The sequence below is a fragment of the Sphingomonas sp. 7/4-4 genome (assembly GCF_027941955.1).
Classification (GTDB): domain Bacteria; phylum Pseudomonadota; class Alphaproteobacteria; order Sphingomonadales; family Sphingomonadaceae; genus Sphingomonas.
The window spans coordinates 1,912,207-1,928,744 of sequence record NZ_CP115960.1; the positions used below are offsets into that span (position 1 = coordinate 1,912,207).

At 68.1% G+C, this 16,538-nt stretch carries 14 protein-coding genes and 1 pseudogene; 14 read left to right on the plus strand and 1 reads right to left on the minus strand.

All coding sequences use genetic code 11. The annotated features are described in order from the left end of the window. The first annotated feature begins 12 nt into the window (after window positions 1–12). From PIB19_RS09610 to PIB19_RS09670, 13 genes and pseudogenes are all read left to right on the plus strand, one after another. Complete coding sequence (locus tag PIB19_RS09610; protein WP_271240626.1) at window positions 13–1,755, plus strand: phage tail sheath family protein; 1,743 nt, start codon at window positions 13–15, stop codon at window positions 1,753–1,755. Window positions 1,756–1,795: 40 nt separating this feature from the next. Beyond that, a pseudogene (locus PIB19_RS09615) lies at window positions 1,796–2,250 on the plus strand (phage tail protein). Beyond that, window positions 2,250–2,780 (plus strand): phage tail protein, encoded by a 531-nt coding sequence (locus PIB19_RS09620; RefSeq protein ID WP_271240627.1) that lies wholly within the window; start codon window positions 2,250–2,252, stop codon window positions 2,778–2,780. Before PIB19_RS09615 ends, PIB19_RS09620 begins: the two are co-directional and overlap by 1 nt. Further along, window positions 2,780–2,986, plus strand: coding sequence for a DUF5908 family protein (locus tag PIB19_RS09625; protein ID WP_271240628.1), 207 nt, complete (start codon window positions 2,780–2,782; stop codon window positions 2,984–2,986). The genes PIB19_RS09620 and PIB19_RS09625 overlap by 1 nt, the downstream gene beginning before the upstream one ends. A 1-nt stretch (window position 2,987) precedes the next feature. Further along, a complete protein-coding gene (locus tag PIB19_RS09630; RefSeq protein WP_271240629.1) occupies window positions 2,988–3,680 on the plus strand; it encodes a CIS tube protein in 693 nt (230 codons plus the stop codon). Next, window positions 3,677–5,476: a phage baseplate assembly protein V gene (locus PIB19_RS09635; protein WP_271240630.1), complete on the plus strand. Its 1,800-nt coding sequence runs from the start codon at window positions 3,677–3,679 to the stop codon at window positions 5,474–5,476. Before PIB19_RS09630 ends, PIB19_RS09635 begins: the two co-directional genes overlap by 4 nt. A 25-nt stretch (window positions 5,477–5,501) precedes the next feature. Continuing rightward, window positions 5,502–5,774, plus strand: coding sequence for a PAAR domain-containing protein (locus tag PIB19_RS09640; RefSeq protein ID WP_271240631.1), 273 nt, complete (start codon window positions 5,502–5,504; stop codon window positions 5,772–5,774). A gap of 3 nt (window positions 5,775–5,777) precedes the next feature. Further along, a complete protein-coding gene (locus PIB19_RS09645; RefSeq protein ID WP_271240632.1) occupies window positions 5,778–6,200 on the plus strand; it encodes a GPW/gp25 family protein in 423 nt (140 codons plus the stop codon). After that, a complete protein-coding gene (locus PIB19_RS09650; protein ID WP_271240633.1) occupies window positions 6,197–9,586 on the plus strand; it encodes a hypothetical protein in 3,390 nt (1,129 codons plus the stop codon). The genes PIB19_RS09645 and PIB19_RS09650 overlap by 4 nt, the downstream gene beginning before the upstream one ends. Beyond that, a complete protein-coding gene (locus tag PIB19_RS09655; RefSeq protein WP_271240634.1) occupies window positions 9,580–9,864 on the plus strand; it encodes a hypothetical protein in 285 nt (94 codons plus the stop codon). Before PIB19_RS09650 ends, PIB19_RS09655 begins: the two co-directional genes overlap by 7 nt. After that, the gene (locus tag PIB19_RS09660; RefSeq protein WP_271240635.1) at window positions 9,861–11,474 is read left to right on the plus strand and encodes a hypothetical protein; all 1,614 of its coding nucleotides are present in this window, start codon (window positions 9,861–9,863) and stop codon (window positions 11,472–11,474) included. The genes PIB19_RS09655 and PIB19_RS09660 overlap by 4 nt, the downstream gene beginning before the upstream one ends. Next, a complete protein-coding gene (locus PIB19_RS09665) occupies window positions 11,471–12,808 on the plus strand; it encodes an ATP-binding protein (RefSeq protein WP_271240636.1) in 1,338 nt (445 codons plus the stop codon). The genes PIB19_RS09660 and PIB19_RS09665 overlap by 4 nt, the downstream gene beginning before the upstream one ends. A gap of 13 nt (window positions 12,809–12,821) precedes the next feature. Then, window positions 12,822–14,933: a contractile injection system tape measure protein gene (locus PIB19_RS09670; protein WP_271240637.1), complete on the plus strand. Its 2,112-nt coding sequence runs from the start codon at window positions 12,822–12,824 to the stop codon at window positions 14,931–14,933. Between the two features lie 386 nt (window positions 14,934–15,319). Here the strand turns inward: PIB19_RS09670 and PIB19_RS09675 are convergent, their stop codons facing one another. Further along, window positions 15,320–15,694, minus strand: coding sequence for a hypothetical protein (locus PIB19_RS09675; protein WP_271240638.1), 375 nt, complete (start codon window positions 15,692–15,694; stop codon window positions 15,320–15,322). Here PIB19_RS09675 and PIB19_RS09680 point away from each other — a divergent pair. Further along, window positions 15,694–16,455: a contractile injection system tape measure protein gene (locus PIB19_RS09680; protein WP_271240639.1), complete on the plus strand. Its 762-nt coding sequence runs from the start codon at window positions 15,694–15,696 to the stop codon at window positions 16,453–16,455. The genes PIB19_RS09675 and PIB19_RS09680 overlap by 1 nt on opposite strands. Window positions 16,456–16,538: the final 83 nt, after the last annotated feature.

Here is a 16,538-nt window from a genome sequence, read left to right on the forward strand (position 1 = left end):
GGGAGATACGCGATGGCTACCCAGTACAAGACACCGGGCGTCTACATCCAGGAACCCGACAGCTTCCCGCCCTCGATCGTCGGGGTGGACACTGCGGTCCCCTGCTTCATCGGCTATACCCAACAGGCGACCGACACCGACAAGCGCGCGCTGACGCTGATCCCCAAGCGCATCGAATCCATGGCCGAGTTCGTCCAATTCTATGGCCGCGGCTATTCGCAGAAATATTATCTCGCGGCAGCCGATGCCGAAGCCGCGGCGGACGACGACGCGGCGACGACCTCTCCCGACATGAACTGGGGCAATGTCTCGCTCGACGGCAATACGTCCTTTGCGCTGATGCAGGTCGGCAAGACCGTGTTCAACCTCTACAACAGCATGCGGCTGTTCTACGCCAATGGCGGCGGCCCCTGCTACGTGATCTCGTGCGGCGCGTTCGAGACCGGCGGCAATCCCACGCCCATCTCCGCCGACGATTTCGAGGACGCGCTGGGTGTGTGCGAGAGCTTTGTCGGGCCAACGATGGTCGCGATCCCCGATGCGATCCAGCTCGCCGACAAGAACCAGTTCGCCAACGTCACCGCCCGCATGCTGCGCAGCTGCGCCAAGACCGGCGACCGCATCGCCTTGCTCGACATCTGGGGCGCGAACACGCTCCAGCCGCGCGACGACTGGAAGCCGGCGATCGCCGATTTCCGCAGCGGCGTGGCCTCGCAGGTGCCCCCCGAGATGTGGCGTTTCGGCGTGGCCTATTTCCCGCCGCTGGTGACGTCGGTGGTATCGCCGAGCGAGATCGACATCTCCAACTTCGACACCGACGGCACCAACAAGACGACGCTGCAGGCGGCGTTGCTCGGCGTGCTGAGCGCAGCCTATCCGGCCCCGCCGCCGGCACCCGCGCCGAGCCCCGCTCCAACTCCGACTCCGACTCCGAGGCCCACGCCGGGGCCCACCCCCACGCCGACCCCAACGGCGCTCACTGCGCTGAACGCCAAGGGCCAGACGATCTATGCCAGCTACGTCCAGAAGATCGGCACGTCGTTGGCGGTGCTGCCCAAGCCTGCCGACGCCAATTCGGTGGCGACCGGCATCACCCACAAGCAGCTCACCTCGGCGCTGACCGCCACCGTGCCCGGCTTCCAAAACCTGCTCGCCGCAGTGGCCGCAACGCAGGGCGTCCTGCCGACCAGCGGCGCGATCGCCGGCGTCTGGGCGACCAACGATGCATCGCGCGGCGTGTGGAATGCCCCCGCCAATGTCGGCATCGCGACGATGGTGATGCCCAAGCTGCCGATCGCCGGCGACGACCAGGACGATCTCAACGTCCCGGTCCAGGGCCTCGCGGTCAACGCGATCCGCACCTTCCAGGGCCGCGGCAGCCTGATCTGGGGCGCGCGCACGCTCGACAGCCTGTCGAACGACTGGCGCTACATCCAGGTGCGGCGGACGATGATCTATGTCGAGCAATCGGTGAAGCAGGCCCTGGACGCGATGGTCTTCCGCCCCAACACCGCCCAGACTTGGGTCACCGTGGTCTCGATGATCGAGAGCTTCCTCCACGGCCTCTGGGCCTCGGGCGGCTTGATGGGGAACAGCCCCGGGCAGGCGTACAATGTCGTCGCCGGGCTCGGCAGCACGATGACGCCCGACGACGTGCTCAACGGCGTGATGCGCGTGCAGGTGACCCTGCAGATGGTCCACCCGGCCGAGTTCATCGAACTCACCTTCAAGCAGCAGATGCTCGGCGGCGCCTGAGGCCCGCTTATCCCTATCCCTTTTCTGACAGGAGCAGATCATGGCTGACGGCAGTGCACAGGACGAAGTCTGGCCGCTTCCCAAATTCTATTTCAACATCGATCTCGGCGACGGCAAGACGCAGGGCTTTTCCGAGATCAGCGGGCTCGAGAGCGAAACGAAGGCGATCGAATATCGCCACGGAGACAGCGCGGTGTTCGCGCCGATCAAGATGCCGGGGCTGCGCAGCGTCGGCAACGTCACGCTCAAGAAGGGGTGTTCACCAAGGACTCGATCTTCTGGGCGTGGTTCAACGAGACCCAGCTCAACATCATCAAGCGCCGCACGGTGATCATCAACCTGCTCAACGAAAAGGCATCGCCGATGATGACCTGGACGCTGACCAACGCCTTCCCGGTCAAGATGCAGGCGACCGATCTCAAGTCCGACGCCAGCGAAGTCGCGATCGAGACGCTCGAGATCGCCTATGAGACGCTGGCGGTGAAGGCCGCCTGATGCCGCCGGCCGGCGCCCCTGCCGCCAAGGCTGCCGCCGACCCGCGCGAGCGGCCGCTGCGCACCGACGGCATCTATGTGCCGCCGCCGGTATTCGCTTTCCGCGTCGATATCGACGGCGCGGAAAGCGACACCAGCTTTCAGGAGGTATCGGGGCTCGAAGTGCAGTTCGAGACCGAGGATTTGGTCGAGGGCGGGCAAAACCGCTTCGTCCACCGTCTGCCGGTGCGGACCAAATATTCGAACCTGCTGCTCAAGCGCGGCGTGGTGACGCAGGCATCGGCGTTCGGCGGCTGGGTGTCGCGTGCGCTCTCGGCGGGACTCGTCCGACAGGGCGGCGGCGCGAAGACGATCGGCATCAAGCTGATCAACGAGAAGAAGCAGCCGCTGATCGCGTGGAATATATTCGGCGCCTATCCGCTGCGCTGGGAGCACACGCCGCTCAATGCGATGGGCAACGACGTGCTGATCGAGACGGTCGAGCTCAGCTACCAGTTCTTCCAGCGCCAGAATTTCCCGCAGGCCGCGTGATGCCGCTGGAGATCCGCCAGATCGCCATCCAGATGCGTGTCGCCGAAGACCCCGGCGAGCAGGAGGAAGAGAGCGGGCCGCGCTCGGTGCTCGACCTCGTCGATTGCGACTGCGACGAAGGCGACGAGGAGGAGAAAGAGGCGGCTCTGGTCGAACGCTGCGTCGAGGCGGTGCTCGCCGAACTCGCGCGCCGCCAGGAGTGGTGAAATGGCCGGCAAGGGCGGGCTCGACAAGCTGACCATCACCGGCTTCGCCGACCCCGGCTTCAACAGCCAGGCGAAGACTCGCCCCAATCCGATCAAGGCGATGATCAACCCCAACCAATATTCGCAGGCGATGGGGGTCTGCTACACCAAGCAGCAGGGCGCGGGCGGCACCGGCAAGAAAGTGGTGTTCAATCGCGACAAGGGCGAAGCGCTCGAGCTCGCGCTCGTCTTCGACGGCACCGGCACCGTGCCCGACGCGCCGACCAAATCGGTCGACGACCAACTCGCCGATCTCAAACGCCTGATCTACGAGATCAACGGCGAGATCCACTCGCCCAATTATGTCCAGCTCGCCTGGGGCAGCCTGTTGTTCAAGGGGCGGCTCAAGTCGATGGGGATCGACTATACCTTGTTCGCGCCCGACGGCACCGCGCTCCGCGCCAAGGTGAAAGCCACCTTCCTCGGCTATCACGACAATACCGACGGCCGCGCAGCACAGAAGCTCAGCTCGCCCGACATGACGCATGTCGTGACGGTGCTCGCGGGCGACACGCTGCCTTTGCTCTGCCACCGCATCTATGGCGACAGCCGCTATTATCTCGCGATCGCCGATCATAACCGGCTCGACGATTTCCGCACGCTCGAGCCGGGCCAGGCGTTGCTCTTCCCGCCGATCGCGCAGGCCGGGCGATGAACGCCGTCTCGCCTGCATCGAAGACCGGCCTGCCGGTCAAGCTGGCGCTCACCGCCGACGACACCAGGGTCGACACCGATCAGATCGCTTCGGTCGAGATCTGGTGGGAGGCCAATCGCGTGCCCCGCGCGCGGATCGTGATCTATGACGGCCAGCCCGACAGCGAGACCTTCCCGTTCAGCGACGCCGAGACCTTCGTCCCGGGCGCGAAGATCGTGCTCTCGGCCGGCTACGGCTCCGATCTCGCAGTGATCCACAAGGGCGTGGTGGTGCGCCACGGGCTGCGCATCGTCCCCGGCGCTTCGGCCCAATTGGTGGTCGATACCAGCGATCCCTTGCTCAAGATGACGCTCGCCCGGCACAGCGCCATCACGGAGAAGGCCACCGACGCGGCGCTGATCTCGGCGCTGGTCTCGGCCAATGGCGGCAGCATGCGCGGTAACGCCGCCGCTACCACACCTGTCGAGGCGATGGTGCAGGCGCATGCATCGGACTGGGATCTGATGCTGCTCCGTGCCGAGGCGAGCGGCTGCGTGGTGGTGATCGACGATAGCGAAGTCGCGGTGATCGCACCCACCGCTTCGACCAGCCCGGTGCTCACGCTCGAATATGGCGAGTCGATCCTGAGCTTCGACGCGCAGATCGATGCGGTGTCGCAGCTCGGCGACAGCGCCGTGAACAGCCGCGCATGGAGCTATTCGGACCAGGCCGTGACCGAGGCCACGCCCGCGGGTAGCACCGATGTGACCGTTCCCGGCAATTTGAAGGCCGCGGCGCTCGCCGACGTGCTGGGCGTTTCCGCCTTTGTCCAGCAGACCGCTGCCGCGCGCGGCGAGGACGAACTCGGCAAATGGTCGGCCGCGGCATTGATGCGCGCGAAGCTCTCGCAATTCACCGGCACCGTGAAGTTCCAGGGCAGCGCGTTGGCCAGGCCGGGCGCGCACGTCACGCTGGCGGGCCTCGGCGAGCGTTTCAACGGCAATGCATTCGTCAGCGGAGTCCGCCACCTGATCCGCGGCGGCGATTGGCATACCATAGCCGATCTCGGCATGCCCGCCGAACGCTTCGCCAGCCGCGACGCGAAGATCGTCGACCCGCCCGCCGCCGGTCTCGCGCCACCGCTGCGCGGGCTGCATGTCGGCCAGGTCAAGGCCGTCGCGGAGGACCCGAACGGCGATTTCCGCGTGCAGGTCACGTTGCCGCTCACCGATCCCGACAATGCGATCTGGGCACGGCTCGCCCAACCCTATGCCTCGGAAGGGTTCGGCTGGTCGTTCTTTCCCGAAATCGGCGACGAAGTCGTGCTCGGATTCATGAACGAGGATCCGGCGAGCGCCGTGATCCTCGCCAGCGTCTATTCGAGCCAGCGCGCGCCGACCCACACGCCCGAAAAGACCAACGACATCAAGGCGCTGGTCACCCGATCGAAGATGGAAGTGAACTTCAACGACAAGGACGTGATCCTCAAGATCAGCACGCCCGGCGGCCGCTATGTCGAGCTCGACGACGAGGCGGGAACGGTCACTGTCACCGATCCCAACGCCAACAAACTGGTGATGAAGAGCGACACGGTCGAGCTGATCAGCGCTGCCAATATGACGATCAAGTCGGCGACCAACATGACGATCGATTGCGGCGCAAACCTCACGATCAAGGCCGCAGCCAATTGCGACATGAGTGCGGTGCAGATCAACGCCACCGCGTCGGGTCAGCTCGCGCTGGCGAGCAACGGCATGGGCTCGCTCAAGGCGGCGGCGATCCTCGAGGTCAACGGCGCGCTGGTGAAGATCAACTGATGCCCCCGCCGCGCGCCTCACCGACATGCACGCCTGCCCGATGGTGACGCCGGGCGTGCCGCCGATCCCGCATGTGGGCGGGCCAATCTCGGGGCCGGGCGCCCCGACGGTGCTGATCGGCAACCTGCCCGCCGCTCGCGTCGGCGACATGGCGGTGTGCGTCGGCCCGCCCGACAGCATCGTGAAAGGCTCGGCCACCGTGCTGATCGCCGGCATGCCCGCCGCCCGGATCGGCGACACCTGCGCGCATGGCGGCAGCATCGTGCTCGGCCTGCCGACCGTGCTGATCGGCGGCTAGGCGATGCCCGTCCGCCCCGTCTCCTTCCTCGGCCGCGGCTGGAGCTTTCCGCCGCGCGTGTCGACGGCGACTTTGGGCACCGAGATGGAGGAAGGCGATTCCGATATCCGCCAGAGCCTGTTCATATTGCTCTCCACACCGCAGGGCGAGCGGGTGATGGTCCCGACCTATGGCTGCGACCTGCACCGTTTCGTCTTCGCCGATCTGACCGCGAGCCTGCTCAGCGAATTGCGCGAGATGGTCAGCACCGCGATCCTCCGCTGGGAGCCGCGGATCGACCTGCTCGACATCACCGCCGCCGTCGACGCCGCCGATCCGGCTCTGGTGCTGATCGGGATCGATTATCGTGTCCGCGCGACCAACACGCGCAACAACCTCGTCTTCCCCTTCTACAAGAACGAAGGCACTTTGGTGGAGGGGCCATGACCGGTCCTTCCCCGCTGATCACGCGCTGGACGACACAGGCCGGCCGCGAACCGCCCGCCTTCGCGCCCGAACGTGCACGGCTCGATCCGCGCGGGCTGCCCGAACTGCTCGCCGACATCGCCAGGCTCGCCGCGGATATCCCCTTCCACAACGATGCCGGCGCGGTGGAGGGCGACTGGCGCAGGATCCTGCTCGCCGATCGGAGCTTCGTGCTGGCCTTGCTCGCCACCGCCGATATCGACGCGCGCGCCGAGCCGCTGACCGCGCTTCTCGAACAGGCGCGCGGCATCGGCAGCCCGCGCGAGCACGAGCGACGCCTGACCGAGTTGGTCGAGGCACTGCTGCGCTTCGCCGACGATCTCGACGATTGGCTCGGTCCCGCCGACCTCGGCGAGGCGACGCAGGGGCGATCGATCCGACAGCTCGCCGAAGACGCCGTGGAGAGCGTGCTCGGGCCGCAGCTCCAGCGCCTGTTCGACGAAGTCGTCGCGGGCGAGGCCGCGCTGGGCGAGCACTTCCACCACCATCATTGGGACACGCCCCGACCATGGCGCCGCGCCGTGATCGAGGGCGAGATACACGGCGTCGCCGAAGCCGTCGAACGCGCCTGGGCCGGCCGCATGCTCGAAGCGCTCGCCGATGCCGTGGAACGCTTCCTCGACGAGATGCGCGAGTGCGAAAAGCGCGCGAATATGGCGTTCAAAACGACGTTGCACGCGGGCGATCACAGCGCGCACCCAGCGCTGGTGATAGCCTTCGCGCAAATGTCCCTCCACGCCCGCAACCTCCTGAACGCAGTGCCGCAGCACCTGATCGATTTCTACCAGCAGGAATTGCTCCACGCCGCGCCCGCGCAGAGCCAGCCCGATCATATGCTGGTGGCAGTGGAGCCGAAGCCGGGGACGCGGCCGACCTTGGCCAAGGGGACCCTGCTCCCCGCCGGCAAGGATGCGAACGGGCGCGGGATCGCCTTCGCGACCGATGCGCCGCTGGCCGTCACCGGCGCAGTGCTGCGCGAGGCGCGGCTGTGGTGGCCGGAGAATGGCGACATCACTCTGCATCGCATGACACCGGGGCCGGACGGGCGCCTCGGCGATGCGGCGACGGGGATCGCGGCACCGCCACCGGGCGAACCATTCGAGGCGAGCGCAATCTTCTCCACCTCGCTGCTCGGCCTGGCCGGCGGCACGCGACGCGTGGGGCTCGAACTCGATCTCGGCGGCGGCGTCGACATGACGGGCGCGGAACTCAGGCTCTGCGTGTCGACGGCAAAGGGATGGCTACCCGTGCTTTCGCCCGATTGTTCGTTCGATTCGGGCACGCTGACCGTGAGCTTCACGCTGCCGCCCGACTTTCCGCCGCTCGCCCCCTGCTCGGAAATCACCGACGCAGTTCTCCAACCCGCATTGCGCCTCACCCTCGTTGCCGGAGCGCTGCCGGAAGCGCGCCTCACCGACGCCCGGCTGAGCATCGCGGTCAAGGACCTGCCCGACCTCCAGATACGGACGCCCGCGGGCCTCGCCAGCGCGTCGGCTGCGGCCCCGTTCGGTGCGCCGCCCTGGCCCGGGGCTGGCTGCGCGTCGACCATCCCGTGCTGGCCGGCCCCCGCTCGATCGGCTGGTGCTGCGCTTCGACTGGGCCGGGCTGCCGCCGGGCGATGGCGGGTTCGCCGATTATTATCGCGGCTATGTCGTCGATGGGCAGGGGCAGTTGTTCGACTTCTCGCCGTTCGACAACGCGGCATTCGCAGTGACGCTCTCGGCGCCGGTGCACGGCTGGGACGTCGCCCAACGCCTCCCGCTGTTCGCGCCCGCAAGCCTCGACATCGCGCCGCCGGTGTCCGCCGCGCCTCCTCCCAACGTCTTCGCCGCCGAGTTCGAGCCGGCGCCGCCGCTGATGCCCGAACGCGGCCCGCTCGCGCCCGGTTCGTGGCTCGCCGCCAGTGCCAGCGACAGCGGCGAGCCGCTTCCCGACCATATCTGCGTGACGCTTGCTGCGCCGACATACGGTTTCGGCCACTCGCTCCACGCAGCGAACGTTCAATATGCCACCGAGGCGATCGCCCGGGGCGACGCGCCCTCCCCGCCCGGCCCGGCTTCCTCCGGCGCCTGTTCGCCGCGATCGTCGCGCTGCCCGGCAAGCTCTTCAAGAGGATCGAGGGCATCGAAGCCGAGCTCGCGGCGCCGGAGCCGGTGGTCGTGCTGCTGCCCAACCCGCCCTTCCAGCCGCTGCTGTCCGGCATCGCACTCGATTATGCGCGTACTCTGGGGGCCGACGCGCTCACGCTGCACCATGCGGCGACGCTCGACAGCCCCGCCGAACTCCCGATCGTCGGCGCGCCGCTCTTCCCCGCCGGGCCTGACGCACTGACGCTCGATTTGTACTTCGAAGGTGCGCAGCCGGACGACGTTCTGGTGCTGCTCGTCCAACTGGCGGCGAGCGACGCGGGCGACTTCAGCCCCGGCTACCGCTATCGGATCGCGGACGATTGGACACCGCTCCCTTCCCGCGCGCTGCTGGCCGACGAGACCAACGGGTTCACCACCACCGGCATTCTCCGGGTCGCGGTGCCCACGGATGCGGCGCAGCCGTTCGGGCTTCGGCTGACGTTCGCCGACGCCGCCACGGTGCCGCCGACGATCGTCGCGATCCTTCCCGACGCGGTCTCGGCGACCCGGGTGATCCATGGCACAGAGACGGCGATGCCGCCCGTGCCGACGGGCACCGTGACCAAATTGCCGGGCACGATGCGCGTAATGCAGCCGCTCGACACCGCCGGCGGCCAGCCGCCCGAGCCGCCCGCGATGCTACGCGCCCGTACGGCCGAGCGCGTCCGTCATCGCAATCGCGCGCTTGGCGCTTGGGACATCGAGCATCTGGTACTTTCCGAATTCCCCGACGTGGCGCAGGTGCGGGCATTCCCCGAAGGCGATCCCGCCCGGCAGGCGACGGCTGCCAATGTCACGGTGGTCGTCACCGCTGCGGGCGGGGCGCCCAAATTACCGCGGCAATTGCGGGCGGCCATCGCCGATCGGCTCGCGCAAATCTCCAGCCCGTTCGCCCGGATCTCGGTGGTCGATCCGATCGCGGTTCCCATCCATGTCTCGGCTCGCCTGATCCTGACCGATGCCGATCCCGGCCCGGTCGAGGCGGCCCTGGCCGGCTTTCTTTCGCCGGGTGCCGAACCGGGCCTCGATCTCGCCGACGATACCGGCATCGATCGCGTCCGCGCCGGGATCGCAGAATTCCTGCTGCACCTGCCGCAGGTACGCGCGCTCGATCGCCTGACGGTGGGATTGGGCGACGCCCCGCCCGGCTGGCACATGGCGGTGCCCGGCGCGATCGAAGTGGTCGGCGTCGCCGCGACAGCCTCGGCATCATGGTAATACCCGCGGTCATCGCCCGCGATCCGGTGGTGCCGCCCGCACAGGATTTCGACGCACTCAAGAGCGAGGCGATCGGGCTGCTCCAGCAATTATGCGCGCACTGGACCGACTATAACGCACACGATCCGGGCGTGACTTTGGTCGAGCTGCTCAGCTATGCGCTGACCGATCTCGGCTATCGCGCGACGCTTCCGGTCGCGGACCTGCTCGCCGGCGCGAAGCTGGCGACGCAGGACGGCATCTATCCCCCTGGCGCGCGCTGCCCTCACCACCCGTGACGATCGCCGATTTCCGGCGCCTGCTGCTCGATCGCGTCGACGGACTGGCCAATGTCTGGCTGACACCGCGGCGCGGCGGCGCCGATGTGGACGGGCTCTACGACATCCGCCTCCACGCCAGGCTGCCGTTGCCGGGCGTGCATCCGGAGCCGCACCCCCACTATCGCGATCTGGTCGCCCGGGCGCGGCGCGTCTTCCGGCGCAACCGGCCGCTCTGCGAGGATATCGGTTCGATCCGCGTGCTTCGGCCACTGCGGACGACCGTGAGCGCTGACGTGGCGATCGATCGCGGCGTGCGGCCCGAGGCGGTGATGGCCGAAGCATTGTTCCGGCTCGCATTGACCCTGGCGCCCGAGCCGCGACGATCGGGACTGGATCCCGCCGGTCCCCCGATTCCCGATGGCCCGCTGCTGACGAACGGCTTGTTCGCGGCGGGTGAGCTGACCGACAAGCCGGCGAGCATCGATCGCGAAGCGCTGGCCGAGATCCTGCGCGACGTGCCGGGCGTGCTGCGGGTTTCCGATGCGCGATTATGGGTGGAGGATCACGGGTGGTGCGACGGCACGGTCCAGATCGACACCGACTGCTATTGCAGTCTCGATGCCGGGATCGAAAGCGACGCGCTGCCGCTGGCGCTCAGCCTCGACGGGCGCGCATGTGCGGTCGATCGCGGCGACGTGCTGCGGCGATTGCTGCGGCGCTGGGACGCCCATCGCGCGGATCACCCACTGAAGGCCGCCTACCGGGAAACCTTCATCTTGCCCGAGGGACGCGCCCGCGCGCTCGCCCGCTTTGCGCCGCTGGGGCCGCAACTCCCGCGCGTCTATGGCCTTGCCGGCACCGGCAAGCCGGAGAGCGCCGCGGCGGCGCAGCTTCAGGGCTTTCTCGCCCTCTTCGAGGCAGTGATGCGCGGCATGTGCATCCGGCTGGACGAGGTCGCGGCGCTGCTCGGCGGCACGATCCCCGCGGACCTTCCTGCGCAGCACCGGGAGGACCTGCTGGACTTGCTGCTCGCCCTCTACGGCGTGCCGGCCGACCGCATTCCGATACCGCCGCGCCTCACAGGCTCCCGTCAGGCAGCCACGCTCCATCGCGTCACGATCAAGCAGACTTTGCTCGATCATCGCGCGACGCTGGCGAGGCGCCGTGGCCGGGGCTTCGATCCCGATGCGCGCAGCAGGATACGCCGGGAAGCCGGCGCCGCTTTCCAGGCCAATCTCCTTCTCGGAGGCGGTCCTGGCCGGCACGGCCGCGTCTGCCTGATCGAGCATATGATGCTGCGCCCGCGCACCCGCGCCCGCCGCGAGCTCGAACAAGGCCGCTTCACGTACGCCATGGCGGTCAGCGCGGGGATCGCGATGCGCGACGAAGAGCGCCACGATCCCCGCTATCGCGCAGAGATCGAAGCCGCGATCCGCGATGCGCTGCCCGCGCATATCGCGCTGCACGTCCACTTCCTCGATCCGCCACGATGGCGGCGGCTGCATGATCTCAGTCGCCTTTGGCATGCCGCGCTTGCGCTCGATGAGCGGCATGCCGCCGATCAGCTCGCCGCCGAGCTCCGCGACCTGCTGGAGCGCTGGTCGCAGCGCGAGCGTGCGCGCGAATGACGACCAACGGCGCGGTGATCGAGGCCGAGATCGCCTGGTTCCGCGAAACGGTGGACCTGCGCCTCGACCTCCATGCGCGCGAGGCTGACGGCGATCTGCTCGCCAGCGTTCCGGTCCCCGAACTGGACGATCTGCCTGTGCCCTATGCCGACGGCGTGCGCGAAGCCGGTCTCGCACCTGCGGAACGGCTCGTTCTGATGCTCGCGCTGCTGCCGCACCTCCGCCCGCAGGCGCTCGACCACTTCCTGATCCAGAACGATGCGAGCAAACGCCGCTTTACCGAATTCGGCGGAGCGGAAGGCGGCACGCAGCACGGATTTCGCCCGACCCGCGAGACCGCTTTGTTCCTTCTGGCTGGCGAGAATATGGATCAGCGGTTCGCCGCGATGCAGCTGTTCGCGCCCGAGGCGCCGCTCCAGGCGCGACGGATCCTCGAGACGTCGGAAGAGATCGGCGAGGCCGGTCCCTGGGCGCCGCTGACCGTCAGTCAACGCTGGATCGCCCGGCTGACCACGGGCACCGCCGCCGCGCCACGCTTCGGCCCGCTTTTCCCGGCGCAATTGCTCGAGACGCCTTATGCGCTGAAGGATGTCGTCGTCGGGCAGGCCGTGCGCGAGGAGCTCGACGACCTGCTCGCCTGGGTCCGCAACGAGAAATTGCTGATGGAGGATTGGGGACTGCGGAAGCACCTCAAGCCCGGCTATCGCGCGCTGTTCCACGGCCCTCCCGGCACGGGAAAGACGATGACCGCGGCGGTATTGGGCAAGGAGCTGGGGCTGCCGGTCTACCGCGTCGATCTCTCGCGCGTCGTCAGCAAATGGGTGGGCGAGACCGAGAAGAATCTCGGCGCTTTGTTCGATCAGGCGGCGGACGGCGACATGCTGCTCTTCTTCGACGAGGCCGACGCGCTGTTCGGCAGGCGCGGCGACACGCAGAGCGCGAACGATCGCCACGCCAACCAGCAGATCGCCTATCTGCTCCAGCGCATCGAGGATTGCCCCGGCGTCGTGATCCTCGCGAGCAACCTCAAGGCCAATATCGATGCGGCGTTCGCGCGGCGCTTTCAGGCCATGGTCTATTTCCCGATGCCCGATACCGCGGCCCGGCTGCGGCTCTGGCAGATGGCCTTCACCGATCCGCGCGCGAAGCTCGCCGCGGGCGTGTCGCTGGAGGGTCTCGCGCGGCGCTACGAATTGAGCGGCGGCGAGATGATCAACGTCCTGCGCCGGCTGAGCGTGCACGCTTTGATCGACGACTCCGGCTATGTTCCCGAGACGCGCATAGCCGAGGCGATCGCACGCGAGCTCACGAGCAGCGGACGGATGGCCGGCTAGGCCGATGCGGCGCGTGCGGCTCGATCATCTGGTCGAAGAGCAATTGCTGACCATCCACGTCGAACGTGATCTGGCGCAGCCCGCGCTGCTGAATCGCATCGGCGAGATCAACCGGCAGCGCTTTGTGCGGGTAATCGAACAGGTCCTCGACGAATTCGACACGCCCGGTGAGCGCGTCCGCATCGCCGCGGTGCAGATCGCGCTGGGCAGCTTCGCGCCCGACGATCTCCATCGCGCCGAAGCAAGGCTGCGCGAACGCCTGCGTGCGGCGCTGGCGGTCGCGCTACGCCAAGAGACGGCCGGTACTGCAGCGCGCGAGCGCGAAAGCCGGACGCTGGTCGCGGCCTTCGAACATTATCTCCTCCACGGCACTTGGCCGATCGGAAACGCCATCGCGTTCGACACCTCGCCGGCGGATCTGCTCGGGCAATTGATCGCCGAGGATCCGCTGGCGCTGGTCGCGATGCTGCGACGGCGGGGAACGAGCGACGCACTGCTCCGGCGGCTGGTCCAGCAGATGCCCGAGGGGCTACTCGCGGCCTTGCTGCACCGGCTGGAGCCGGTGCACGCAGCCTATGTCCTCGCCTATCTGGGTGAGGTTCGCGAGCGCCATGCAGCGGAGCGCCTGATCCCGGCTAGCCCCGCGCAACTCGCCGAGATGCTCTGGACGATCGTGCTGCGCGATGCGCTGCAGGAATCGGGGCTGCAGGCGAACCGCAAGGCATTCCTGCTGCGCCTGCTCCGGCAATTGGCGCGAAGCGGCGGCACGACCCTCGCGGCATTGATCGCCCAGTTGCGCCGGGGACTGCCGCGAATGCTGGCGCGAAGGCGGGCGCCGGGATCGCTGGTGGCAGTGCTGGGCGAATTGATCGCCGACGAGCCGGGCCTGCTCGCAGGTACGTTCGGCATTTCGGAGCTGGCGGCGTTGCTCGGCAGACACACGCTCTCCGCGCGCGAGCGACGCGAGGCGGGGCGGTTGGTGGAGCTTGCGGATCCGCGGCAACTGCGCTGGCTGCTGCGACGACTGGCCGGCGAGGACCCGGCCAGGCTCGCTTCGGCGATCGAGGGCGTGCTGCCGCTCGGCCATGCGCTCGGCGCGATCTGGAGCATCGAAGTGGCGGGCCTGCCCGCGGCTATCGAGGCACTGGCCGAAGGCCGTGCGGAACGCGCCGCTTTGCTCGCGCTCGCGGCGCGCTCGGCCGAGCGGTCCGAAACCGCGGCCCGGCTGGCAACGGCATTGATCGCCCGGATGCGCAACTCGGCAGCCGACCAGATCAGCCTTCCCGCTGCGAAGAACATGCCGGCGCAACGCGGCGAGCGACCGGGGGCGTTGGCCCGCCTGCTCGCGGCATTTGCGGAGGCAGCGGAGCACCCGTCTCCCTCCGACCTCGCCCACATCCGCGAAATGCTGGCCGTCGCGATGGCGACCGATCCGCTGGCGGCGCGGCAAATGCTGCGCAACTTCGCAGCGGCAGACCCGCAGCGATTGTGCCTGCTGCTCGACAGACCCGACGCGCCCGAGGTGATCGGCCAATTGCTGGCGCCGCATCTGCACGCGACGCTCGCAGCTCTGGCACGTGCCGCGCATTGCTCGCCGGCGGAATGGCGCGCGCTGTTCGATGTTGCGGCGGGGACTGCCGACAGCGACTTGCCCGAGATGCTGCTGGCCGAAGCGCTGGAAGCGCTCGCCCGGACCCGACGCATGCCCGCGACAACGCTGCGCGCCCGGTTGGCGGCGGAAGCGTCCGGCATGGGAATTGCCGAACGGGAGATGCTGGCCCCGCTCTGGGCGACATCCACCCGCTCGACGCAGCGACTTGCCGCGCTCGAGCAATTCGCATTCTTCTGGTCCGGCAAGAATGGGCTCGCACCCGGTGAAGCTGCGGCGATGCTCGCCCGGTTATTGCCGCACCTCTCGGGCCTGGCGCCGGGCATGCTGCGCGCGCGGTTGGCCGACGAAAACCGGCACGAGGCGAGCGCGTCGCTGCTACGGCTCCGGCCGCTGCCCCGGTCCGCACTGCTGCGGCTCGCGCTCCTTTTATCCGGTGCCAAAGCCGAATTGCACGCGATACCCCCGAAACACTGCCTTTCGCCGTGGCGACACTCCTCGACCACGGAAATCTAACATCCTTTGCAAACGATGCGCGCGGACCGGTGCAGATCGGCGGAGATCCGAATCGAAACCGAGCCCCTCCCGCGCGCGAAAATGGCGACCTGCGCCTGGCCGCACTGATCCGCGTCCGCCCCTTCACGGCCTTGCGGTCGATCGCGGAAACCAGAGACGCGCCCTCACGTCTGATGCCGCTGCTCGCGGATGCGCAAACCCTGCCTTTGCTGTTCGCATCGATGGCGCCAGCGGAGCGCGCCCGCACCGAAGCGCTCGCCCGGCTGTTGACCGGCCGGACGGGTCGGCTCGCGATCGCGCCGGCCAAATTGGCCAGGGCGCTCGCACGGACCGCCACTATGTGCGACTGGAGGAGCGATGGAGGACGCGGCTTTGCTGCGGAGTGGCTACGGCAATTGTTCGCGCTGGCGAGCCTCGCCGAGCAAGCGGCGCTGCGCCGCCTGCTCGACCGCCTCCCGGCCGAAGGGCGGATCGATGAGGCAAAAGTGACGAAACCGGTCGAGGAACAGCTTCCTCAGGACATTGCCGGCAAGGCGCGAACCGTGCTGATGCTTCGGCCCAATGCCTCGCTGAGCACACTCCGACGCGCGCTGGAGGACCCGCGCCGGCGCGGGCGATTGGCGCGCGAACTCGGCGAGGCCGAATTGGTCGAATTGCTCCTGTTGCTCGCACCGACGGCAGGCGCCGGGCTGCTGCACGCCGCCGAGCGGCTGGCGGCTGCGCGGCGGGCGGGAGGAGCGCCGCTTGCCCGCGTCGCGCAATGGGAGGGCATCCTCGCCGCAAGCGCCGGCGCGCATCCCATCCCGCGCCTGACCAGCCTGTTTCTCGACGGCGCGGAAGGAGTCCCGCCTCCACCAGCCTCGACGCGGGCGCGGATCGAAACGCTGCTTTCGGCAAGTCTCGAAGGCATGCGCGATGCGCCGCTCAAGATCGCCCTCGATCTGCGCGAACGCGACCGCCGGAATCGCGCCGCCGACGTGCGCCCGGAAAATCCGGACGCGTCGGCGTCGGCGATCCATATCGCCAATGCAGGGCTGGTGCTCGTCTCGGCCTTCCTCCCCGGCTCTTCCAGTCGCTCGACTATGTCGTGCCGGTCGAGGGCGGCGGGTTGCGCTGGAGCGACGGCGAATGCCGCGCGCGCGCCGTCCATCTGCTGCAATGGCTCGCCGATACACGCACCGACGCACCGGAGCCGCAACTCGCGCTCAACAAATTATTGTGCGGCATGACGGTCGCCGAACCGGTACCCGCCGAAATGAAGCTGGACGATCGGGAACTGCAGATGGGCGGCAAGTTGCTAGCGACGATCCTCGCCAATTGGCCCCCGCTTGCCGAAAGCGGAATCACGGCGCTGCGGGAGACCTTCTTCCGTCGCGACGGGCGATTGGCCAAAAGCGAGCACGGCTGGAGCCTCGACGTCGAGACGCGCGTGCTCGACATCCTGCTCGACCAGCTTCCCTGGGGCTTCTCGACGATCCTGCACCCCTGGATGCCCGCACCGTTGACGGTTCAATGGCGATAGCCGGACCGATCCGCACCTGCGAAACAATCGGCCGTAAATCGCGCATTTTCCTTGTCCGCGCGGCGATTTCTTGGCATTAGTCT